19 protein-coding genes and 2 pseudogenes are annotated in these 23,989 nt (G+C 42.7%); all 21 read left to right on the forward strand.

Translation table 11 applies throughout. The features are described 5' to 3' along the window. The first annotated feature begins 35 nt into the window (after positions 1–35). The 21 genes and pseudogenes from LKD42_RS01890 to recD2 all read left to right on the forward strand — a co-directional run bounded on the left by LKD42_RS01890 (position 36) and on the right by recD2 (position 23,910). Positions 36–1,343, forward strand: a complete 1,308-nt coding sequence (locus LKD42_RS01890; RefSeq protein ID WP_283094944.1) for an AAA family ATPase — start codon at positions 36–38, stop codon at positions 1,341–1,343. Beyond that, on the forward strand, positions 1,340–2,068 hold the full coding sequence (locus LKD42_RS01895) for a retron system putative HNH endonuclease (RefSeq protein ID WP_173866719.1): 729 nt from the start codon (positions 1,340–1,342) through the stop codon (positions 2,066–2,068). The genes LKD42_RS01890 and LKD42_RS01895 overlap by 4 nt, the downstream gene beginning before the upstream one ends. 117 nt (positions 2,069–2,185) lie before the next feature. Further along, positions 2,186–2,293 (forward strand): annotated as a pseudogene (locus LKD42_RS15310) (GntT/GntP/DsdX family permease); the annotation flags it as partial. A gap of 14 nt (positions 2,294–2,307) precedes the next feature. Then, positions 2,308–3,282 carry a carbohydrate kinase family protein gene (locus tag LKD42_RS01905; RefSeq protein ID WP_248834639.1) on the forward strand — a complete coding sequence of 325 codons (975 nt, stop codon included), beginning with the start codon at positions 2,308–2,310 and terminating at the stop codon, positions 3,280–3,282. A 278-nt stretch (positions 3,283–3,560) separates the two neighbouring features. Then, positions 3,561–5,171, forward strand: coding sequence for an ABC transporter substrate-binding protein (locus LKD42_RS01910; RefSeq protein ID WP_248834640.1), 1,611 nt, complete (start codon positions 3,561–3,563; stop codon positions 5,169–5,171). Positions 5,172–5,228: 57 nt separating this feature from the next. Continuing rightward, entirely contained in the window at positions 5,229–6,245 is a 1,017-nt protein-coding gene (locus LKD42_RS01915) for an ABC transporter ATP-binding protein (protein WP_248834641.1), read from the forward strand. 52 nt (positions 6,246–6,297) lie between these two features. Continuing rightward, the gene (locus tag LKD42_RS01920; RefSeq protein WP_248834662.1) at positions 6,298–7,047 is read left to right on the forward strand and encodes an ATP-binding cassette domain-containing protein; all 750 of its coding nucleotides are present in this window, start codon (positions 6,298–6,300) and stop codon (positions 7,045–7,047) included. Further along, positions 7,044–8,051, forward strand: a complete 1,008-nt coding sequence (locus tag LKD42_RS01925; protein WP_248834642.1) for an ABC transporter permease — start codon at positions 7,044–7,046, stop codon at positions 8,049–8,051. The genes LKD42_RS01920 and LKD42_RS01925 overlap by 4 nt, the downstream gene beginning before the upstream one ends. After that, positions 8,044–8,934, forward strand: coding sequence for an ABC transporter permease (locus LKD42_RS01930; protein ID WP_248834643.1), 891 nt, complete (start codon positions 8,044–8,046; stop codon positions 8,932–8,934). The genes LKD42_RS01925 and LKD42_RS01930 overlap by 8 nt, the downstream gene beginning before the upstream one ends. 143 nt (positions 8,935–9,077) lie before the next feature. Continuing rightward, positions 9,078–12,683 carry a leucine-rich repeat protein gene (locus LKD42_RS01935; RefSeq protein ID WP_248834644.1) on the forward strand — a complete coding sequence of 1,202 codons (3,606 nt, stop codon included), beginning with the start codon at positions 9,078–9,080 and terminating at the stop codon, positions 12,681–12,683. A gap of 401 nt (positions 12,684–13,084) precedes the next feature. Beyond that, positions 13,085–13,204: pseudogene (locus LKD42_RS01940) on the forward strand (TnpV protein); the annotation flags it as partial. A gap of 110 nt (positions 13,205–13,314) precedes the next feature. Continuing rightward, entirely contained in the window at positions 13,315–13,572 is a 258-nt protein-coding gene (locus LKD42_RS01945; protein WP_055056916.1) for an AbrB/MazE/SpoVT family DNA-binding domain-containing protein, read from the forward strand. Between the two features lie 10 nt (positions 13,573–13,582). Next, positions 13,583–13,972 carry a putative toxin-antitoxin system toxin component, PIN family gene (locus tag LKD42_RS01950; RefSeq protein ID WP_242859070.1) on the forward strand — a complete coding sequence of 130 codons (390 nt, stop codon included), beginning with the start codon at positions 13,583–13,585 and terminating at the stop codon, positions 13,970–13,972. A 71-nt stretch (positions 13,973–14,043) separates the two neighbouring features. Continuing rightward, complete coding sequence (locus tag LKD42_RS01955; RefSeq protein WP_248834646.1) at positions 14,044–14,253, forward strand: hypothetical protein; 210 nt, start codon at positions 14,044–14,046, stop codon at positions 14,251–14,253. A 247-nt stretch (positions 14,254–14,500) separates the two neighbouring features. Next, the gene (locus tag LKD42_RS01960; protein WP_147632081.1) at positions 14,501–14,965 is read left to right on the forward strand and encodes an Hsp20/alpha crystallin family protein; all 465 of its coding nucleotides are present in this window, start codon (positions 14,501–14,503) and stop codon (positions 14,963–14,965) included. Positions 14,966–15,279: 314 nt separating this feature from the next. Continuing rightward, positions 15,280–17,400 carry an anaerobic carbon-monoxide dehydrogenase catalytic subunit gene (cooS, locus tag LKD42_RS01965; RefSeq protein ID WP_248834647.1) on the forward strand — a complete coding sequence of 707 codons (2,121 nt, stop codon included), beginning with the start codon at positions 15,280–15,282 and terminating at the stop codon, positions 17,398–17,400. A 108-nt stretch (positions 17,401–17,508) separates the two neighbouring features. After that, complete coding sequence (locus LKD42_RS01970; RefSeq protein WP_248834648.1) at positions 17,509–18,483, forward strand: ABC transporter substrate-binding protein; 975 nt, start codon at positions 17,509–17,511, stop codon at positions 18,481–18,483. A 68-nt stretch (positions 18,484–18,551) separates the two neighbouring features. Then, positions 18,552–19,331 (forward strand): ABC transporter permease, encoded by a 780-nt coding sequence (locus tag LKD42_RS01975; protein WP_147632084.1) that lies wholly within the window; start codon positions 18,552–18,554, stop codon positions 19,329–19,331. A 4-nt stretch (positions 19,332–19,335) separates the two neighbouring features. After that, a complete protein-coding gene (locus tag LKD42_RS01980; protein ID WP_248834649.1) occupies positions 19,336–20,106 on the forward strand; it encodes an ABC transporter ATP-binding protein in 771 nt (256 codons plus the stop codon). Between the two features lie 649 nt (positions 20,107–20,755). Next, complete coding sequence (locus LKD42_RS01985; protein WP_215660429.1) at positions 20,756–20,989, forward strand: purine biosynthesis protein PurH; 234 nt, start codon at positions 20,756–20,758, stop codon at positions 20,987–20,989. A gap of 11 nt (positions 20,990–21,000) precedes the next feature. Further along, a complete protein-coding gene (gene recD2, locus LKD42_RS01995; protein WP_331464756.1) occupies positions 21,001–23,910 on the forward strand; it encodes an SF1B family DNA helicase RecD2 in 2,910 nt (969 codons plus the stop codon). Positions 23,911–23,989 lie beyond the last annotated feature (79 nt).

Here is a 23,989-nt window from a genome sequence, read left to right on the forward strand (position 1 = left end):
ATGATAAATTAGAATAAAAAGAAAGCGGTGAAAAAATGCATATTCAAAAATTGGTACTTAAAAATTTCAGATGTTTTGAAAATCTTGATATAAAATTGCATCCAAATTTGGCAGTGATTGTAGGTGCAAATGGCTCTGGAAAAACATCCATTATGGAGGGAGCAGCAATTGCAGTCAGTACGATTTTTGTAAAAATGGATGGATTGTATAGTCGCAGAATTGATAAAAATCAGGTTCGATTGAAAGCTTTTTCGGTTGGAAGTACAAAGGATGTCCAGCCGCAATATCCGGTTACGGTACAGGCAGAGGCAATGACAAAGTCTGGAGTGAAAAAATGGGAAAGAAGTCTTAATAAATTAAATGGAAGTACGACAATTGGTAATGCAAAAGAGATGATTGATCTTGGTATTCAGTTTCAGAAACATTTAAGAGAAGGTGATACAAAGCTGATACTTCCGGTTATTGCTTATTATGGAACCGGGCGTTTATGGGATTATCATCGAGAAAAGCAAAGTGATGTTTTTGAGACAAATAACAGAATGAACGGTTATATGGATTGTGTGGATGGAACAGCTAACATTAAGCTGATGATGAACTGGTTTGCGAAAATGACGGTACGGAAATATCAGAATCAGGAACTAGGATTAGAAGGCATTCCAGAATTAGAAGCAGTTTATGCTGCCATGGAAACTTGCTATAAAAAAATTACCGGAAATGATGAAGTTAAAATGCAGTACAATGTTGGAACAAAGGAATTAGAAGTGGCTTACAGAGATGAGTCAGGTGAACTCATGAGAATTCCAATCAATCAATTGAGTGATGGATATAAAAGTACGATTAGTCTGGTGGCAGATATAGCGTACCGCATGGCGGCACTTAATCCACAGCTTTTAGGTAACGTATGCAGAGAGACAGATGGTGTTGTACTGATTGATGAAGTCGATTTGCATTTGCACCCGACCTGGCAGCAAAGGATCTTAGGGGACTTGACAGAGATCTTTCCTAAAGTTCAGTTTATTGTCAGCACACATGCACCTGCCGTGATTAATACCGTAAAAAGTGAAAATATTATTTTACTTGATGATGGTATGGCTTATGAACCATCAGGAGAGGTTCATGGAAAAGATACAAATACTATTATAAGTGGTATTATGCATTCATCAGAACGACCAATGGAAATAAAGGCACTATTTCAAAAATTTTATCATTTTATAGACTGTGAAGAGATAGAAAATGCAGAACAGATTTTGAATCAATTAAAGGAAAAAATCGGCGACGATGATTCTGAAATTGCAGGCTGTAATGTGAAGTTAAAGTTATTGAAGGTCAGGAGAAAGCGATGATTCTTATAAAAAAATTCCCGGCACCTTCTGACTTGGAAACATTAAAAAAAGAAGCAGAAGAACAGGGATTATCAGATAAAGATGGGTATGCTAAACTTAGAAATCCATTAAAAACACAGGTCAGAAATTTGCTGATGCAGGAACAGGGACATTTGTGTGCCTATTGTATGCGACGTATTCCGGATATACGCATTTTAGAAGAAGATGTAGATTTAAGTGATGTTTATATTGAACACTGGCAGGCAAGAAGTGCAGTAGGTGATACAACAGAAAATAAAGGACTGGATTATAGAAATATGCTTGCTGTATGTTCGGGAAATGAAAAAGCACCTGAAGCAAATGGAAAGCATAAAAGGCGTTTTCTTACTTGCGATAAAAAGAGAGAAAATGCACCTCTTAAAATTAATCCGTTGGATGAAGAAACGCTGGAAACCATATATTATCTGACAGATGGAACGATGAAATCTACAGATGTGGTTATAGATGAAGACATCAATATAAGACTGAATTTAAATTGTGATACAGATGCGGTGACGCTTCTAAAGAACAGAAAAGCAGTATTAGATATGATTCAGGAAGATTTAGCAAATCAGGAAGGAGATTTTCAACAGAATTGTATAGAGCAATTACATATTTGGGAGAATGAAGCAGATCCAAAAACACCTTATATAGGAATTGCGATTTGGTGGCTGAAAAAGCAGATCCATCTTTTGAATGCAGATTAAACAAAAGTTGCAGCTTTTTGATTTCAGCAGAAATCAGCAAGAATATGGTGCTTGTGGATATAGAACTTGTTGACACTCCCCACAGCTAAAGCAAGGGGTTTTACGACACATTGAATACTGCTTGAAATTGATGAAAAAACAACACTGAAATCATGGACCATGATGGAGACGATCATTGGCTTTACCGGTTTGATCTGTGCTTTCGTGATCAGTCTGTTTGCTTAGGAGGAATAGAAATAATGACAAAAAAATCTTGTTATGATATTACAACATTTGGTGAGATCCTGATCGATTTTACCTGGCAGGGAGTCAATGAGGAAGGACAGGCAGTATTCGCACAGAACCCAGGCGGAGCTCCGGCAAACGTGGCAGTTGCGGCGGCAAAACTTGGTGCCCGCACAGCTTTTCTTGGAAAAGCAGGAAAAGATATGCATGGAGAATTTCTGAAAGAAGTACTGAAAAAAGAAAATGTTGAGACAGACGGAATGATTCTGGATGAGAAATTTTTTACGACACTTGCGTTTGTAAAAACAGCGGAAAATGGAGAGAGATCGTTCTCTTTTGCAAGAAAACCAGGAGCAGACACCAGGATCGAAAAAGAAGAAATCCATACCGTGATTCTGGATCAGACAAAAATTTTTCACGCAGGTTCCCTTTCGCTGACCGATCAGCCGGCAAGAGATACTACATTTTATGCAGTTAAAAGAGCAAAAAAAAATGGAAGCATGATATCCTATGATCCAAATTACAGAGCTTCTTTATGGAAAAATGAAGAGACGGCAAAAGAACAGATGCGAAGCCTGATCCCTTATGTTGATATTATGAAAATTTCAGATGAGGAGACAGAACTGCTGACCGGAAAAGAAAAACCAGAGGAAGCAGCAGAAATTTTATTTCAGAAAGGTGTTAAAATCATTGCCGTCACGCTTGGAAGCGAAGGAGCATATCTTTACTGCAAAGAAGGCGGGATACAGATCCCGGGCTTTGCAAGCAGGGCGGTTGACACAAATGGTGCGGGAGATTCCTTCTGGGGCGGATTTTTATACTGCATCAGCAAAGCTGGAAAAAGTCCGGAGATGTTTGGCATAGAAGAACTGAAAGAATATGTGCGGTTCGGAAATGCAGTGGCAAGTCTTTGTGTAGAGAAGAAAGGGGCAATACCGGCAATGCCGACATTGGAAGAAGTTGAGAAAAAAAGACATTGCAGTTTTTAAAGAGATTCGTAAGGGACGCAAGTCACGGAAGTGTGGCTTGCGTCTTTTTTGATTCAGCTATCCCCCGGATAAGGATGCGAAAGTGAAAAAAGTGGGAAAAAGTACAGAAATATCGTACAAAAAGAAAGGAAAAAGATAACCAGACGGGGGGCTTGTGGGGAAGAAAGAAACAGATTATGATAAATGCACTGCGAAAAAGAGCAGTCCGTTCGACTTGAATCAAAAGCGGCGGCTCTTTTCAAAACAAAAGGAAGCAGAACAGCGGAAAGGGGAAATAGATGAAAAAGAAAGTGATTGCATTGCTGCTTGCAGCGGCCATGGCAATGTCTCTGACAGCCTGTGGGGATACATCCAAAACAGGAAGTACTGCAGAAGAGACGGCAAAACAGGAGGAAACAACGAAGGAATCAGAAAATACAGAAAAAGCCGAAGAATCAACGCTGGTATATGGATCCGGTGATTACACAAGAATCAATCCGGCGATGGATGAACACTGTGAGATTAATATGCTGTTATTTAGCGGTCTGACTGCTCATGATGCAGATGACCAGGTGATTCCGGGTCTTGCAGAAAAATGGGAATATGATGAGGACAGCTGTACTTATACGTTCCATATTCGTGACGGGATCAAATGGCATGACGGGGAAGCTTTTACTGCAGATGATGTAAAATTTACCATCGAGGCTATTATGGATCAGGAGAATGGATCAGAAAATGCACCAAACTATGAAGATGTTCAGGAAATAAAAGTAATGGATGACCAGACGATTGCCTTTAAACTGGCAGAACCAAATGTGGCATTTCTGGAATATATGACGATAGCGATTTTGCCAAAGCATCTTCTGGAAGGGGAAGATATGCAGGAATCAGACTTTTTCCGGCATCCTGTAGGTACAGGCCCTTATAAACTGGAAAGCTGGGATGCAGGGCAGTCTATTGTAATGACAAAAAATGAAGATTACTATCTTGGCAGTCCAAAAATCGATAAGGTGATTTTTAAAATTGTAGAGGACGATAATACACAGGCAGTTCAGCTGCAGTCCGGTGAGATTGATATGGCTTTGCTGGATCCGAAAAATGCAGAGAATTTCAAAAATATGGATGGATACAGCTGTTACGATATGACTACTTCCGATTATCGTGGTATTATGTTTAATTTCGCAAATGATTACTGGAAGGAAAACAAAGATCTTATTCCGGCAATCTGTTATGGAATTGACCGCCAGGCAATTATAGATGCAGTACTTCTTGGACAGGGAATGCCGGCTTATGGTCCGTTACAGAGAAATATATATAACAATGAAAAGGCAGAGCATTATGATTATAATCCGGAAAAAGCCAGAAAGATCCTTGAAGATGCAGGATGCAAGGTGGGAAAAAATGGCTTTTATGAAAGAAACGGGGAAGAAATCGGTTTCGTCCTCAGCGTTATGTCCGGAGAGCAGGACCGAATTGATATCGCACAGGCAGCAGCTCAGCAGTTACAGGAAATAGGCATTAACTGTACGGTAGATATTCCGGCACAGATTGACTGGGGCGGACAGATGGCATGTCTGATCGGCTGGGGAAGCCCGTTTGATGCAGACGATCATACCTATAAAGTTTTTGGCACAGATAAGGGTGCAAATTATTCTTCCTACTCTAATGAGAAAGTGGATGAATATCTGACTCTGGCAAGACAGTATGAAGATCAGGAAACCCGTGCAAAATATTATGATCTTTTCCAGGAAGAGCTGCTGCAGGATCCGCCATATGCATTTATCTGCTATATTGATGCTAATTATGTGGCAGATTCAGATATACAGGGAATCTCTGAAAATACGGTTCTTGGACATCATGGAGTAGGTATCTTCTGGAATATTCAGGATTGGGAAATAGTACAAGAATAAAAGAGAGCTGCAAAGAGACTGGGAACAGTCTCTTTATGCAGTTATAAGAGGTTCATTATGAGAGAGTTACTGAAGACAGAGCATTTATCAGTAAGTTTTTTTACAAAATCCGGTGAAGTGGAGGCAGTTCGAGATGTCAGCCTGACCGTAGAGGAAGGGGAAGTCCTGGCTATAGTAGGAGAATCCGGATGTGGGAAAAGTGCATTATGTAAAAGCATTATGAAATTGCTTCCGAAGACGGCAAAAATTAAATCCGGGAAGATCCTGGCAGATGGCATAGATATCACGGATTATACGCAGAGAAATATGTCACGGCTGCGGGGAGCCCTTTTTTCCATGATATTTCAGGATCCGATGACATCACTCAATCCGACAATGACCATCGGGAAACAGATCGAAGAAGCTGTGCGGATCCATAATAAAAAAATGCCCAAAAAGCAGGTGAAAAAGAAAGTTCTTGAATTGATGCAGCTGGTGGAAATTGATGAGCCGGAAGTGAGAATTTCGCAGTATCCACATGAATTTTCAGGTGGAATGCGCCAGAGGGCAGTTATGGCAATCGCACTTGCAGGCAATCCCAAAATTCTGTTTGCGGATGAGCCGACCACGGCACTGGATGTGACGATTCAGGCTCAGATTCTTGATGTTTTTCGGAGAATCCAGAAAAAACTCGGGATAGCAACCGTTTTTATCAGCCATGATCTTGGGGTTGTAGCAGGGGTGGCAGATCGTGTAGCGGTTATGTATGCAGGAAAAATTGTGGAAATCGGAACAGCGGAAGAGATTTTTTATGATCCAAGGCATCCGTATACATGGGGGCTGCTGCAGTCTCTTCCGATTTTGTCCAGGGGGAAAGAATGGCTTCCGACATTACCGGGAATGCCTCCAACCCTGATCCATCCGCCAAAAGGTGATGCATTTGCAGAGAGAAATGCGTATGCGATGAGGATAGATTATGAAAAAGAGCCGCCCATGTTTCAGGTTACGGACACGCACTATGCAGCTACCTGGCTGCTGGATGAACGAGCTCCGGAAGTAAAGGCTCCGATTGGAGAACGAAGATATGGAAAATAACAGTTTACTGGATGTGCAGCATCTTTCGCATATGTTTCACCTGAAGAGAAAAATGACAGTAAAAGCGATAGATGATGTATCTTTTCAAATAAAAAAAGGGGAAATTTACGGACTGGTAGGGGAATCTGGATCAGGAAAATCTACAGTGGCACGCTGTATTATGAATATATATAAACCTTCTGAAGGAGAAATATTTTACAAAGGGATCCCAATCTGTAAAAACAAAGAGTTTCGAAAAAATCGGAAAATGCTGCAGATGACACGGCAAATGATTTTTCAGGATTCCGCATCCAGTCTGAATCCGAGAATGAAAATCGAGGATATTGTAGCAGAACCGCTGCGTATTTATTCAGGAAAGGGCAGGCCAGGTAAAAAAGAGATAGAAAAACAGTTAGAGCTTGTTGGACTGGATCGCAGTTATATGGAAAAATATCCATGTGAATTATCCGGTGGACAGCGGCAGAGAGTAGCGATTGCACGGGCACTCTCCACAAAACCGGAGCTGATCGTGGCAGATGAACCGATTGCATCGCTTGATGTGTCAATTCAGGCACAGATGGTAAATCTGTTTCGGAAATTACAGAAAGAACAGGGTTTTTCATTTCTTTTTATTGCTCATGATCTTTCAATGGTGGAGTTTCTGTGTGACAGGACAGGTGTTATGTATCACGGGAAACTGGTGGAGGAAGGGAGAACAAAAGATATTTTCGCCCATCCGGAACATGAATATACCAAAGCACTGTTAGCGGCAGTCCCAATACCGGATCCACGAATAGAAAGACAGAAAGGTGAAGTGTTATGAGAGGTGAACGAATGCTGTATTATGGAAAAAAACTGGTGATTTTTATGATCAGTGTAGGACTGCTCTCTCTTGTGACATTTTATGTTTCCAGACTTGCACCGGGAGATCCACTGTTTTCTTACTACGGAGAACGAGTGGAAAAGATGAGTCCTGAAGAAAGAGAGTGGGCAGAAGAAAAACTTGGTCTGAATGATAAAATTTCTGTACAGTATAGCAGGTGGATCAATCAGGTCTTTCATGGAAATTTCGGACGTTCTTATAAATATAAGATGGATGTACTGGATGTGCTGAAAAGCAGACTTGGTAATACCCTGCTTCTTGGCGGTACTGGCTTTTTGATTATATTTGCAGGTGCATTGCTGCTGGGAGTCATATGTGCATGGAAAGAAGGCGGATGGCTGGATAAAATCATCTGTAAAGCAGGGACGATCATAAGCTGTGTCCCGGAGTTCTGGCTGGCACTGGTGCTGATTCTTGTATTTTCTGTTTCGCTGCGATGGCTGCCAAGTTCCGGGGCATATGCAGTCGGGCAGGAAAAAAACATTTCCGACCGAATCTTACATATGATCCTGCCTTTGACTGTGATCGTGACAGAACATCTCTGGTATTATGGCTACATGGTCCGGAATAAAATGCTGGATGAAATCCGTGCAGATTATGTGCTGCTGGCAAAAGCAAAAGGAATAAAAAAATCCCGTATTATGCTGGTACATTGTATGAGAAATATCATGCCATCATATCTGAGTATTATGGCGATTTCGGTAACGCATATCATGGGAGGAACTTATGTGGCAGAGACTGTTTTTTCTTATCCCGGAATAGGGACACTGGCATATGAAAGTGCCCGTTATAAAGACTATAATTTACTGATGATCATCAGTCTGATGTCAGGGATCATAATCATTGCCTGTAATATGGCTGCACAGATTCTTAATGAGAGGATTGATCCGAGAATGCGTATCAGCAGGCAGTCGGAAATGCAGGAGGTGGATAACTATGAGTGACCTGTTTGAAATGGTTGGAGTAAAACCAGAGCTTGCAGAACAGCAGGTACCGGAAAAAGAAAACAGATGGTATGATACGATTCCATGGTTGTCTGTCATCATTCTGATACTGATTGTGGGTGGCTGTCTGTTCTGCAATCGAATCATGACAAAAGATCCGTCTTACATGGATCTGAAAAATTATACAATTGCTCCATGTAAAGAATTTTTGTTTGGAACAGATACTATGGGGCGTGATATTTTTTCCATGATCTGGTATGGCGGACGGCAGTCTCTGTTTATCGGAATTGCAGCAACCGTGATATCTACCGGTATTGCAATCATATTTGGCACGGTAAGCGGCATGGCACCGGAATGGCTGGATATGCTGCTCATGAGGGCAACAGAGATTCTGCTGAGCATTCCGAATCTTTTAACGGTTATTTTTCTGCAGGCCATTCTTGGAAAGGCAAATGTATTCAGTCTGTCTTTTGTGATAGGGATTACGAGTTGGATGAGTATAGCCAAAATTATCAGAACAGAAGTGCGGCAGCTGCGAAACAATGAATATGTAATTGCGGCCAGGTGCATGGGGGGAGGATTTTTTTATATTCTTTATAAACATCTTGCACCCAATTTTTTATCTTCCATCATGTTTATGGTTGTCATGAATATCCGAAGTGCTATTGTGGAAGAGTCAACATTAAGTTTCATCGGGATAGGACTTCCGCTGGAAGTTATTTCATGGGGAAGTATGCTGTCACTGTCAGAAAAAGCACTGCTTACAGGTGCCTGGTGGATTATCCTGATTCCCGGTGTTTTTCTTGTTGTGACATTATTGTGTATTACCAGTATTGGAGACTGTATCAGAAAAAAATTAAATAAACAGGAAAGTAATTTATAAAAAGCAGGAGCCGAGATTCCCGAAAAGTCAATTGACACATCGGAAACTATAAAGAATTCCTCTCCAGGTTATGGCATAATCTATGCTATAATTATCATAGCTGGCCGGACAAAGAAAGACGCTTACAGAGAGGAGGGCATCCTATGAAAACAAGATTAAAGAACATGATAAGTAAGCTGCTCACAATCTGCCTGATGTTGCTGCTGCTGTTGGGTGCAGCAACACTTTCGGCAGAGGCCGCAGGGATTACGGGAGAAGAAAAGGTACCAGGAGATGCAGGGTTCGGATTTACTTATGCATTTGTATCACCCACAACTATTGAAATCACATCTTATGATGGTTACGAGAGAGAAGTTAATATTCCGGCAGCTATTGATGGATATACCGTAGTTGGTATCCAAAATTTTCGTACAGGATATGCAAAGCCAAATGCATTTGTGCAGAAGGTTATTTTGCCTGAAACAGTGACCTATATTGCAGATGATGCATTTTATGATGAAAAGGACTGGAGTGCACAGGTTCATTCTGAACTGCGTGAAATTGTTTTGAATGAAGGTCTGAAAACGATAGGGGAACGTGCATTTTATAATAATTCATACCTGAAAAAAATCGAAATCCCGTCCAGTGTAACAGAAATCGGAAAGGATGCTTTCGCTTCCTGTTCAGATCTTTCTGACATTACTTTTAAGGGAAGTAATACGTTTCTGCACGGAGGAGCATTTAACATCAGCACAGGAAAAATAAACAAGATGTATGAAGACTGGCTTTATGACAACAGCTCGGATGATTTCCTGATCTGGCAGGGACAGCTTATCGCCTATAAAGGTACGGGCAAAACACCTGTCATTCCGGATACGGTTTCGGTAATCGGAGCCGGTGTGTTTCGGGAAAGAGATATTACCAAAGTGACGATTCCATCGAGCGTCCAGGAAATAGGCGATGCTGCTTTTTATAACTGTACTTCATTGTCTGCTGTGGATATTCCGGGCAGCGTTAAACGTATAGATGACAGTGCTTTCTCCGGTTGCAGCAGCATGAAGTCTGTTACGTTCCACGAGGGTCTGGAAGTCATTGGTGACGGAAGCTTCCGTGAGTGTGAAAGCCTGAATCGCCTTGATCTTCCTGAAGGTCTCACAACGCTGGAGGACGCAGCATTTTATGATTGTATAAATATTGAAGATTTCACTTTTCCTGCATCGCTGGGCGATATGGAATGGTCAAGCATATATACTTCGAAATGGTATGAAAATCTTCCTGACGGTGCGGAACTTTATTGTGGAAGCGTATTTCTTGGCTGCAAGAACGCAGGATATCCAGAAAAATTAACTGTTCGTCCGGGGACAAAGATGGTGCGTATCGAGAATTCCCTGAGCGGTGTGAAAGAATTGAATTTGCCGGATGGGTTAGAATCACTTATCATACCGGATGACGGCACAGATAGCGGCAGCATCACCATCACCAGTCTCACGGTTCCTGAGAGTGTTAATTACATTGATCTGAATAATATGCCTGAGCTGACGGATATAAAACTGCCTGAGACAGCAGTTTTAGCAAATGATTGTTTTGCAGCCTGCTATAAAATCAAAAATCTTATCATACCACGTGGAAACATAACTTTAAATGGGGTGAATGTCGGACGGACGGCCAATGTGGTTTTGCCGGATGATGTATTAGAGGTGAACGGTCCGATTTCAAACGGAGGAAGCAGCTGGGATAATATAAACAGCGGCAACTCGACTCTGAAGTCAATAGACCTTAAAAATGTTCGAATTCTTACAAATGGTGCACTGGCAAACTGCATAGTGCTGGATAAGGTCACTTTACCGGATTCGCTGATCACCCTTGGCGTGAGTGCGTTTCAAAATTGCAGGAAACTTCGCAGCATCGAAGGAGGCGGAAATGTTCGCCAGATAGGCAGCAGTTGTTTCGCTGATTGCTCTGAGCTGGATGATTTCGGTGATTTGGAGAAGAGTGTAAGGAATGTGGGTGTACTGGCATTTCTGGACACTGACTGGTTCCACGATCAGCCTAACGGAGTGGTATATTTCGGCAAAGCGGCATATGCATACAAAGGCACTATGGCAAAGGACACTGTTTTAAACATTAAGGAAGGGACGGTCTTTGTATCCTATCAGTTTCTTGCAGGACAGAAAGAACTGAACCCGAACTTCGACCAGCCGAATCTTGCAGGCCTTATTCTTCCGCAAAGCTGTAAGTATATTGATGGTTATGCCTTTGCAGGTGCCGGGAATATAAAATTCATAGATCTGGGCGGTGCTATTTACATCGGAGGCAGTGCATTTAATGACAATGCCTGTGAAACGATTGTTTTGCCGGATTCTGTCCGTTTTGTTGGCAACAATGCGTTCTCGGCAGCAAATATCAGGGCAGTGCATCTCAACGAAGGCTTGCAGGCATTAGATGAAGGGGCATTCTTCTCGTATGGAGCAGGTAAAGGTATAAAGGTTCCTGCCAGCGTTGCATACATCGGTCCACAAGCCATTGGATATTGTCCGGTTGATCCGGATATTCCATTTGCAGGTACGAAGAAGATTGACGGTTTTGCTGTTGGAGGAGAGCCTGGCAGTGTGGCACAGTCATATGCTGAAACGAACGAATTCGACTTTGAAACCTCCGTATGTACAGCACATCAGCCTGTAACGGAGACAGTTGATGCAACCTGCCAGACCGGAGGATTTACCTGTACAGTTTGTGCCGTATGCGGCACAGTGACAGAGTCGGAAAAAACAGCCGTAGTCGCCCACAAGGCTGTCGCCAACGATAAGATCGAGGCAACCTGTACCGGCAGCGGCTATACCGGTGGAACGCATTGCATTTTCTGTGGAAAGACGATTACAGAGCCGCAAAAAACCCCTGCATTAGGCCATGACTGGGTGATAGCCCTCGAAGAATATCCGGGTTCAGCCTATACAGGTATGACGCGGTACTATTGCCGCCGCTGCACTTTTACATGGCATGAAGAAAATGAAAGCGGACACGTCCACAATTATGATTACTGTATGCAAACCGTCTATGCTACATGCAAGGCAGGCGGCTATACCGAGCATATCTGTGCCTGCGGGGCAAAATATCGTGACAATCTGACTCCTGCACTTGCTCATAATTATAAAACAACGACAAAAAAAGCTACAACAGCAAAGGATGGTGAAATAGTTTCTTCCTGCACAGAATGTGGTAAGGTAAGAAAAACCACCCCGATTTATAAGATTTCTTCCGTCAGACTTTTAAGGACATCCTGTGTCTATAACGGCAAAAGACAAAAACCGTCCGTTATTGTCAAAACCAGTAAGGGTGAAAAACTTGAAGAGGGAAAAGACTATATTGCGAGCTATCAGTCAGGAAGAAAAAAGGTTGGAAAATATGAAGTTCAGATTTCTTTTAAAGGGCAGTACAGTGGAAAGAAAATACTCGATTTTACAATCAGGCCAAAAGGTACCGCTGTATCAAAAGTAACAGCAAAATCAAAAGGATTTGCGGTAGCATGGAGCAGGCAGCCAGTGCAGACAACAGGTTATCAGATTCAATACAGCGTTTCTTCAAAGTTTAAAAATGCAAAGAATATGACAGTACCAACGAGTAAGAACACAAAGAGAAAAATTTCAAAGCTGAAAGGCGGATCAAGGTATCATGTAAGGATCCGCACATATAAAACAGTGAATGTAAATGGTAAAAAAAATAAGATTTACTCAAGTTGGTCAAAAGGCAAATCTGTTGTGACGAAAAGATAAGAGCCGGATAATGTTGTTGTGAAGCAAGAAAATTTTGTTTACATTTTTGAAAAAATAATAAGAAGGCGATGAGGGGTATTGCGTCCATGATTCCGAAACCAAAACGGATGCACAGCTCATAGAGTTCACAAAATCTTCACAAAAAATTAGCACTCACCTCTTGATAATGGAAGTCGATTTTTGTCCTGTCTTGTGTATCCCGGAAGTGCCTGTTTTACAGGCTTTCCAGGGCATAGGTCATTTTGTCTGGTATTGTAAAGCAGTGTCAGATTTGTCGTAAATGTCGTAGATTTGTGGTCAAAAAATGATAAGAAATGGAGAGTGCTAATAATATGAACGCAGGCTACGAAGTGACTGCGTTCATGAGCAAGTAGCGAAGCGGATTGCGAATGTCCACTGTTATGACTTATACAAATGTGAATGGATATCTGATTCCCAATCTCACCTATAAATCCGGTGAGCATCTGCTGAAAGTAGACAAGTCAGCCAGAAAACGGGAAGAAATTATTTTAAAAGAACTGATTTATGTTTAAAACCGAATTGATATTTTTGCGTTGATTGCGTATAATAAAAATGTAAAGAAAGTAAAGAAAACAAAGAAAACAAAGCAATCAATGAAAGGATGATGATTATGGAAGTAGCAAAAATTTCCAGCAAAGGGCAGATTACAATTCCGGTATCTGTAAGGAACAAGTTAAAATTGAGAACTGGCGATAAAATTGTCATTCTTGAAGAAAATGGAAGATTTTATTTTGAAAACTCTGCCATGCTTGCATTTAAACGTGCAGAGGATGCCTTTGCGGGTGAAGCACAAAAGGCAGGATTTGAAACAGAAGAAGATATGCAGGAGTATATGAAAGAAATCCGGAAGGAAGTAAGGGGGCGTTGATTTGCGGATAATGCTTGATACCAACATCTTTATTTCCATGATCTTCTTTCCTTCTGCACAGACCAGAGAACTGGCAAGAAGATTAACAGAAAGCCATCAGATAGTAGTTTGCGATTATGTGATTGAAGAATTACGACTTGTAACGGAACGTAAATTTCCGGCAAAGAGAAAATTCCTTGACCGATTTTTCATGGAATTACCATTTGAACTGGTTTATACACCGAAAGAACTGGATTTGAACGAGTTCCCGGAAATGAGGGATGTAAAAGATTCCCCGATCCTTGCAACTGCAATTATGGAAGGGATTGATGTATTTCTGACCGGGGATAAAGACTTTTTGGTGTTGGATGTCGAAACACCAGAGATTCTCACAATGAAAGACTTTTTGGAACAATATTAAAAATGAATAAATGCAAAGTAAGGCGTGAGTCATAGAAATGTGGCTTGTGCCTTTTCTTTTGCTCTGAAGTGATGAACATGAATAAGAAGTTCCTGAAGCATTATATGGAAACAGAACCGGAAGGTACTTCCAAGAAGTATATCTTTTTGGTGGATAATCAGCCAGAAGTAGGGAAAGATTTGGAACAGTTTGTCCTACGGTTTGAGCGAGAACCGAAGAATGATCCGAAATTAAGTTATTTCCACAAGTTTGATTTAAAAGGAAATGTGCATGGCTCGTAGCGTTCACAAAATCTTCACAAAATAATTAGCACTCATCTATTGACAGTGCTAACATTGCGTGCTATAGTACAGATAGAACAAAGGAAGAGGAGAAAGGGAACAGGAAATAAGAAAAAGAGGTTCCCGAAAATCCAAAACCTCCTGAGTCCTGATAAGCGAAATGAAAAGTAAATGTAACTGTTCGGTACAGGTCGAAGTACCCGGAATGCGAAAAGGTTACTGCAATTAGAAAAAGGAGAGATGACTTATGTTGATGCCGAGCATTTTTGGAGAAAATTTATTTGATGACTTTTTTGGTGATTTCCCATTTTATTACGATAAAGATATGAAGAACGTTGAGAAGAAACTTTACGGACGTAAAGCCAGCCATGTAATGAAAACCGATATCAAAGAAACAGATAATGGTTATGAGCTGGTTGTAGATCTTCCGGGATTCACAAAAGATGAAGTTCAGGCTACGCTTGAAAATGGTTATCTGACCATCAGTGCAGAAAAAGGTCTGGACAAAGATGAGAAAGAAAAAGAAACCGGTCATTATATCCGCAAAGAACGTTATGCGGGAGCGTGCAGCAGAAGCTTTTATGTCGGTGAAGATGTAGAACAGGCCGATATCAAGGCTGAGTTCAAACATGGTATCCTGACCCTGTTTGTTCCAAAGAAAGAAGCAAAACCGGCAGTAGAGCAGAAAAAGACCATTGCAATCGAAGGCTGATCCTTTTGAGAGGAAGGGGTTCGCAAAAAAAGCAGTTTAACGAAACAGAAAGGCGGATGCTAAATATCCGCCTGATGTGAGATGGAAGTCCCGGCAGATGAAAATCTGCCGGGGCTTTTTGTATTATGAAAGGTTATCATTTTCAGAGATTCGAGAAATACAGGAAAAAAGCGATATTATCCCGATATTTCCAATATATACAAAACCTATTGACATAATAAGAATTAAGTGGTATAGTAACCCAAAAATGAAAAAAAACTTTCAGAAAGAAGCATAGAGATAGATTTTTCAAAAAGCAGAAAAGGAAAACAGGTATGGACAATAAAGAAAAGAAAAACGAACAGGATATGATCAATACGCAGGTTGAACCGCATAATCACAGAGCGATCATTGGATTTGACAAAAACGGTGTTCCGAAAGTTCTGGTGCCGGTCAGCGGCCATACACACAAACATGTAGATGAAAACGGAACCGAGTATGAACACAGCCACGAGGAGGTTTTCACGGAAGATTACATGAAGGCGGTTGCAGCTTATCGCAAAACATTTCCGACAAAGCAGGATGTGCTGGACAATGTGCCGGACCCGGCAGTCAAAGAAATGATGCTGCGTATGGAGCAGCTTGGATATGATACGGCATTTGACCGTTTTGACAAACAACAGCCACAGTGCAGTTTTGGACTGAGCGGTACTTGCTGCCGTATCTGTAACATGGGTCCATGCCGTATCACTTCGAAATCTCCGAGAGGTGTCTGTGGTGCAGATGCAGATCTGATCGTTGCGAGAAATCTGCTTCGCGGTGCGGCAGCCGGTGCAGCACAGCATGGCATGCATGCAAGAGAACTGATCCTGATGCTGAAATGGGCAGCTCAGGGCAAACTGGATATTCCGATCATCGGAGAATACAAAGTCATTGCAATGGCAAAGGCATTTGGCATCAAAACAAAACACAGACAGATCAAAAATATCGCGATTGACCTGGCAGATGCACTTCTTGCAGATTTATCGAGAACAGAGCCGGATGAATACAAAGTGATCACTGCCTGTGCAGCACCGGAGCGTCAGAAAGTATGGAAAGATATGGATATTCTGCCGATTAGTGCTTATCACGAAGTGTTTGAAGCTTACCACAAAACAGGCTGTGCGACGGACGGAGACTGGGAGAGCGTGATGAAACAGTTTCTTCGCTGTGGACTTGCCTTTACATTCAGCGGTGTTGTTTCTACATCGATCGCAACCGATGCACTGCTTGGAGTCGGTGACCGTGTGACTTCCAAGGTAAACGTCGGAGCATTGAAAAAAGGCTATGTAAATATCGCAGTTCACGGACATCTGCCGATTCTGGTAAAAGAGATCGTAAAGGCTGGACAGAGCGAGAAATTTCAGAAACTTGCGAAAGAAAAAGGAGCAAAGGGCATTCAGTTTTACGGCATCTGCTGTTCCGGACTTTCTTCTATGTACCGTTATGAGGGCGTTATCCCACTGTCCAATGCAGTCAGTGCAGAACTGGTGCTTGGAACCGGAGCACTGGATCTTTGGGTAGCAGATGTGCAGGAAGTTTATCCGGCGATCATGGATGTTGCAAAATGTTTCAAGACAACGGTTGTCACGACACACGATTCTGCGAGACTTCCGGGAGCAGAACATATCGGATACGACCATCATCATTCGAATATCGCGGAGACAAAAAAGATTGCAGAACGCATCGTAGAGCGTGCAATCGAAAGTTTTGAGGCACGAAAAGGTGTGCCGGTATTTATTCCGAAATATGAAGTAGAGGCAGAAGTTGGATTTTCTGTAGAATATCTGTGCAAAAAATACGGCAGTCTGGAGCCGATTGCGGATGCAATCCGAGAGGGCAAAATCCTTGGTGTGGTAAATATGGTCGGATGCAACAATCCGAAAGTACTCTACGAAAAAGCGATCCTTGATGTCTGTGATGTACTTCTGAAAAATAACGTTCTGATTATCACAAACGGATGTGCATCCTTCCCGCTGATGAAAATGGGTTATTGCCAGACTTCCGAGTTTGCTTACAGCAAGGCAGGAGAAGGATTAAGAGAATTTCTCAAACCGGATATGCCTCCGGTATGGCATGTCGGAGAATGTATCGACAACACCAGATCATCCGGAATCTTTGCAGGTATTGCAAATGCATTCGGAAAAGCAATGTACGAAATGCCGTTCGCTTTTGCATCACCGGAGTGGTCAAATGAAAAAGGAATTGATGCGGCACTTGGCTTCCGCCTGAACGGAATCAGTTCTTACCACTGTGTGGAAGCACCGATCCATGGTTCTTCAAAAGTCATCGAATTTTTGAAAGAAGGAACAAAAGAAACGCTGCATTCTTCCATGGTGGTAGATGTGGATCCGGTATCACTCGGCGAGAAAATGGTAGCTGATATGAAAGAAAAACGCAGACAGCTTGGAATCTGATCAAAAATTGCGAAACGATAAAGTACAGAAAAATCCAGATGACATTTTTAAAAAATGCCATGAGCGTTTGAGTTAAATAGCTGCCCGAAAACAGACATAGGAGTACTTATGAGAAAATATAAAATCAGAAAAAGCCTGTGCATGCTGCTTGTCCTGACGCTTCTGACAGTTTTGTCCTCAGGATGCGGCAGATCTGAGGCAAAATATACCGCAGACGGAAAGAAGCAGATCATCACGATCGGCTACCTTCCGATCACACATGCACTGGCTGTCTTTAAAGAAAAAGAATTGCTTGATGCAGACGAAAACAGCACTCTGCAGATACAGCTTCAGAAATTCAGTTCCTGGACCGATCTGATGGATGCATTAAATTCCGGAAGGATCAACGGAGCGTCCGTGCTGGCAGAACTTGCGATGGCAGCCGTCAGTAACGGGCTGGATCTCAAAGCAGTGGCACTGGGACATAAAGATGGAAATGTGGTGATCGTTTCCAATGACATCACAAAAGTAGAAGATCTGAAAGGCAAAACCTTTGCCATTCCATCTAAACAGTCTTCCCACAATATTTTACTGAACGATATGCTTTCTGATGCGGGAATGTCGATTGACGATGTAAAGGTTGTCCAGCTTGCACCGGCAGAAATGCCGTCTTCCTTGGCAAGCGGTGCAATTGATGGATATTGCGTTGCAGAACCGTTCGGAGCACAGGCAGTGGTGCAGGATTACGGCCATGTGCTTTATGATTCCACACAGCTGTGGCAGAATTCCATCTGCTGTGCCCTCGTTATGAATGGAAGCTTTCTTGAAAAAAACAAGGAAGCCGTTGATAAACTGGTTGCCGGATACGAAGAGGCCGGAAACAGGCTCGACGAAACAACGGCAAAAACACTTGCAGAAGCTTATCTTGGACAGAATGAAAAGACGCTGGAAGTTTCCATGCAGTGGATTCATTATGACAATCTGCAGATCACAAAATCCGATTACGAACAGCTGACAGAACGAATGAAGAAGTACGGAATCAACAAAAATCCGCCGTCTTATGAAGACTTCGTATATCAGCCTGAAAGCAGCGAATCTGATTAAAATAGCGTATAGAAAAGAACGGTGCGTCTTGAAATTCGACTTGAAAGAAAAAGCGAGGAAACAATATTATGTGGAAAAAAGGTATCAGAGTTATCGTGTCATTTGTAGTTGTACTTCTGGTATGGCAGATCGCCTGCACAGTGACAAACGCAAATGCAACACTGTTTCCGTCTCCGGTCAAAGTCGGAGAGGAATTTGTTAAATTGTTTACACAGGGACTGGAAGGAAGTACTTCCCACGTTACCTTACCGGGACATATCCGGATCAGCCTGCTACGTTTTGCGACCGGCTATGTGCTTGCAGCCGTATCTGCGATCCTGCTGGGACTGATCCTCGGAAGCCTTCCGAAAGTATTTCAGTTTATCAACCCGATCCTTCAGATCATCCGTCCGATTGCACCGGTAGCATTCCTGCCGTTTATCGTATTCTGGTTCGGAATCGGTGATGTGCCTGCGATCGTGATCATCTTTATAGCCGGATTCTTCCCGATTCTGCTCTCCGTTGTGGCGGCGGTACAGCATGTAGATGGGATTTATTATAAAATCGCCAACAGCTTCGGAGTTGGAAAAGTAAAGACATTATTTGGCATTGTATTTCCGGCGATTTTTACACAGATTGCAAATGCACTTCGCCTGGCACTTGGAACATCCTGGATTTTTCTGGTTTCCGGAGAGATGGTAGGTGCACAGTCCGGACTTGGATTTCTGATCATGGACAGCAAAAACTGCATGCGTTTTGATGCACTTCTGGCAACTATGATCACGATCGGAGTGATCGGATTTATCTTAGATGGCTTGTTACGTTTCGCAGAAAAAGCGATCAGCACAAAAATTGGATTTGGAGTGTAGAGAAATGTATATAGACGTATCAAATGTGAGCATTTCCTTCGAGGAAAACAAAGAACAGCATACCATTTTAAATGATGTTTCCCTTCAGGTGGAAAAAGGAGAATTTATCTGCCTGCTCGGACCGTCCGGCTGCGGAAAATCCACATTGCTCAATGCGATGGCAGGGTTTTTAAAACCTTCATCCGGAGAGATCAAAATCGACGGACAGACCGTAGAAAAACCGTCCATGAAATATGTCACCATTTTTCAGAACTATGGACTCCTGCCATGGAGAAGCGTGCAGAAAAATGTAGAGCTTGGACTGGAAACAAAGAAACTCGGCAAAGAAGAAAAAAAGAAGATCACAGATCATTACCTGGAAATGGTTGGCTTAAAAGAAGCAGCTAAAAAACGTCCGGCACAGCTTTCTGGCGGTATGCAGCAGAGGGTGGCGATCGCCAGAGCACTGGCGGTCGAGCCGGAAATCCTGTTTATGGATGAGCCGTTCGGGGCACTGGATGCGATCACCAGAATGAAACTTCAGAAAGATGTTCTGAAGATCGCACATGAGACAGACAAAACCGTCGTGTTCGTTACACATGATATCGAAGAAGCTATTTTCCTTGCAGACCGCATCGTGATCATGTCAGCCAATCCGGGCAAGATCAAGAGCATCATGAAAGTCACACTGCCGAAAGACAGAGACCGTACATCAGATGATTTCCTGCTGATGCGAGATAAAGTGTATGAGATCTTCCAGATGAAAGAAGAGAGAAATATCGAGTACTTTATCTGATTTCACAAGATTCATTTCTATTGTTTGTGAATAATAAAAAGAGAACATATAAAAATATATTTGACATAAAAGAATAGAAATGCTATTATAAATGCATAAAAGGTGTTGCCGATGACGGTTCGCCTGATTGTTTAATAGTTGGATAACCGCCTATGTTTTGTCAGGACAGAGGGCGGTTATTTTTGCGTCTTGGAGTCATGCTTTCCATGCATATAACCAAGACTGTAAAAAGTCGCACACAGTGAAAATACTGCGATAAGGTCAGAAATGGTAAGCATAAGTAAGACCTCCTTTTCCAAGATTTCTCTGAAAGTGAGAGATAAATCTATGTAATCGGAGCTACAGTCTACTCTCCGCAAGAAGCGAACCGCCATACACACGTCAACGTGTGGCAACACCTGTTTTGTATAATATCATATATTTATTATAAAATCAATAAAAACAAAAAAAGACATTAATAAACAAAAAGAAACATACAAAAACAAAAATAATATATTTGACATAAAAGAATAGAAATGCTATTATAAATGCATAAAAGGTGTTGCCGATGACGGTTCGCCTGATTGTTAAAGGCTTATGATCGCTCTAGTTTCTCAGGCATGGGGCGGTCATTTTTCTATATAGAATCGCAACAATGGAGTGAATAACGATGGTAAAATATTTGATAAAGGACACGACAAGGGAAGAACGTGAGCAGATCGTGGCAGAATCTCTTGGCAATATTGATGCTTCCTGTGATGGATGCAGTTCCGGGATTGTGGAGATGTATCAGGATTATATTGATGGAAAAAAGGAGCTGCGTGAGATTTCGATGGAGTTTAACGCACGCTATATTTCCGGGGAGGAAGCACCGACGGTTCGTTCTTCCTGTCCGATGAGATAACAAAGGAGCGGATGATGGCAAAAGCGGGCGGAAATTTATTAAACACTTATGTTGCGGATTATGTGGTCTTTGATCTGGAGACGACCGGGATTTCGCCTAAGACGGACGAAGTGGTTGAGATTTCTGCAGTGAAGGTGGAGCACGGCAAGGTTACGGATGAGTTCAGTACGCTGGTGAATCCGAAACAAAGGATTCCTTACGGAGCCAGCCGTGTAAATGGCATTACGGATGATATGGTTGCGGAAGCACCGTTTTTTGAACAGGTTCTGGAAGAATTTCTGGAGTTTATTGAAGGATTCGTGTTGGTCGGACATAACATTGCCCGATTTGACATGAATTTTCTTTATCGTGATGTGGAAAAGTATTTTGAACGGTCGCTGGCAAATGATTATATTGATACATTGCAGATGGCGAGAAGGGAGCTTCCGAATTTGGAGCATCACAGGCTGACGGATCTGGCAGAATACTACGGGATTTCGGCAGAAGGGGCACATCGGGCATTAAATGACTGCCGGATGAACCAGCAGGTTTTCGAGAAAATGGGAAATCCTGTATACAAAAAACAGGGCAAAGATAAAGAAAATAACAGAGGAGTCGATTCGGCAAAAACAGAACCGAGTGAACAGGCACAAAACACCGCACCGGCAGTCCGGAAACGCAGTACTTTTAAACTGCGTGCGGTGGTGGAGCGGATCACTTACCAGAATCCGGACAACGGCTATACGGTTCTGAAGTGTGCGGTGAAAAATTATCAGGATCTGGTGACGGTGGTCGGCAGTCTTCTGGATGTCAATGTTGGTTCGGTGCTTCTGATCGACGGAAACTGGAAAATGGACAGTCGCTATGGCAGACAGTTTCAGGCAAAGACCTGGGAAGAGACGATGCCGGCGACTGTTTTTGGCATTGAAAAATATTTGGGTTCTGGGCTGATCAAAGGGGTTGGCCCCAAATATGCAAAACGGATCGTGCAGAAGTTCGGAACAGAGACGATCACTGTGATTGAGACCGATGTCTTCCGGCTGAGGGAAGTGGAGGGAATCGGAGAAAAGCGTATCCGCAAGATTGCAGAGAGCTGGGAAAAGCAAAAAGAGATTAAAAATGTTATGCTGTTTTTGCAGGATCATGGGGTTAGCACTTCCTTTGCAGCAAAGATCTACAAGCAATACGGCAATGAAAGTGTCAATAAGGTCCGGGAAAATCCATTTCGGCTGGCAGATGATATCTGGGGGATCGGCTTTAAAACAGCGGATGGGATTGCACAGAAGCTGGGATTTGGAAAAGAAGCCTTTGTGCGTCTTCGAAGCGGTATTATGTATACATTAAGCAATCTGGCGGATCAGGGACATGTCTATGCAACGAAGGAACAGCTGATCAAAACGGCAGCAGAGCTTCTGGAAGCAGAGGAGGGCTGTGTTGTGATGACGCTGGATCAGATGCTGGCGGATCACGATCTGATCTTACAGAAAGTAGAAATTCCGGAAGAGCAGCGAAAACATGAAATGCCTGCAGAACTTGAACAACCGGAATGGAAATTGGCAGAACCTCAAATAACCGAAGCTATTTATCTGCCGCCGTTCTATTATGCGGAGACCGGTGTGGCAGGAAAATTAAAAAGGCTGCTGGCAGCTCCGGCGGCGGATCGTCTGTGGACTGCACTGGAGACGGCGAAAGAAAAAACAGGCAATCCGGATTTGTCGATTGATGTGGAAAAGATCCAGGAAAAGGTGCATATGGAGTATGATGAGGTTCAGGCAGATGCGATTCGCAAAGCAGCGGTTTCCAAAGTTATGGTGCTGACCGGAGGGCCTGGAACCGGAAAGACAACGACCACACAGGGGATCATTGCAGCATATCGTGCATTCGGACTTAAGATTCTGCTTGCGGCACCGACAGGGCGTGCGGCAAAACGTATGACAGAGGCCACCGGCCTGGAAGCGAAAACAATCCATCGTCTTCTGGAATGTCAGCCTCCGGAAGGATATCTCAAAAACGAAGAAAATCCGCTGGAAGGGGACGTACTGATCGTTGACGAATGTTCGATGATCGATATCGTTTTAATGAATGCACTTTTAAAGGCGATTCCGCAGGGGATGCGTCTGATTTTGGTCGGAGATATCGATCAGCTGCCGTCTGTCGGAGCCGGAAACGTGCTGCGTGATATCATTGATTCTGAAACAGTGCCTGTGATCCGTCTGACCAGGATTTTCCGACAGGCACAGAGCAGCCGTATCGTTATGAATGCACATCGGATCAACGAGGGCAAAATGCCGGATATTTCCAATGGGAAGGATACGGATTTCTTTTTTGTGCAGAAAGAAGATCCGCAGGAGGCAGCAGACGAGGTCGTGCGTCTGGTGAAAAATAAGCTGTCGCGTTATTATCAGACGCCGCCGTCCCAGATTCAGGTGCTCACGCCGATGCAGAAAGGAATCGTCGGAGCTGCCAATTTAAATACGATTCTTCAGGAGACTCTCAATCCGCAGGGCGAAGGACTGCGAAGAGGCGGTTTTGTATTTCGCGTAAACGATAAAGTGATGCAGATCCGCAATAATTATGACAAAGAAGTGTTTAACGGCGATATCGGGATGATCGATGCGGTGGATGTGGCAGCCCGAAATCTGAAAGTGAATTTCGACGGACGCATCGTAGAGTATGATGTCACAGAACTGGATGAACTGACACTTGCCTATGCAACAACAATCCATAAAGCACAGGGCTCGGAATATCCGATCGTCGTGATGCCGGTGCTGATGAATCATTTTGTGATGCTTCAGAGAAATCTGATCTATACAGGAATCACCCGTGCGAAAAAAATCCTCGTACTGGTCGGAACACGCAAGGCACTTTCCTATGCCGTGCGGAATGTGACGGTGACAAAACGAAATACTCTTTTAAAAGAAAGGTTACAGGAAAAGTTTTAATAGCTGGACGTGAGATAAAAAACATAGTATAATAAGAAAACAATGGTGCCGGAGACGGTATTTTATAACTCTGGCAGCC

The organism is Hominisplanchenecus faecis, from assembly GCF_020687205.1.
Taxonomy (GTDB): Bacteria; Bacillota; Clostridia; order Lachnospirales; family Lachnospiraceae; genus Hominisplanchenecus; species Hominisplanchenecus faecis.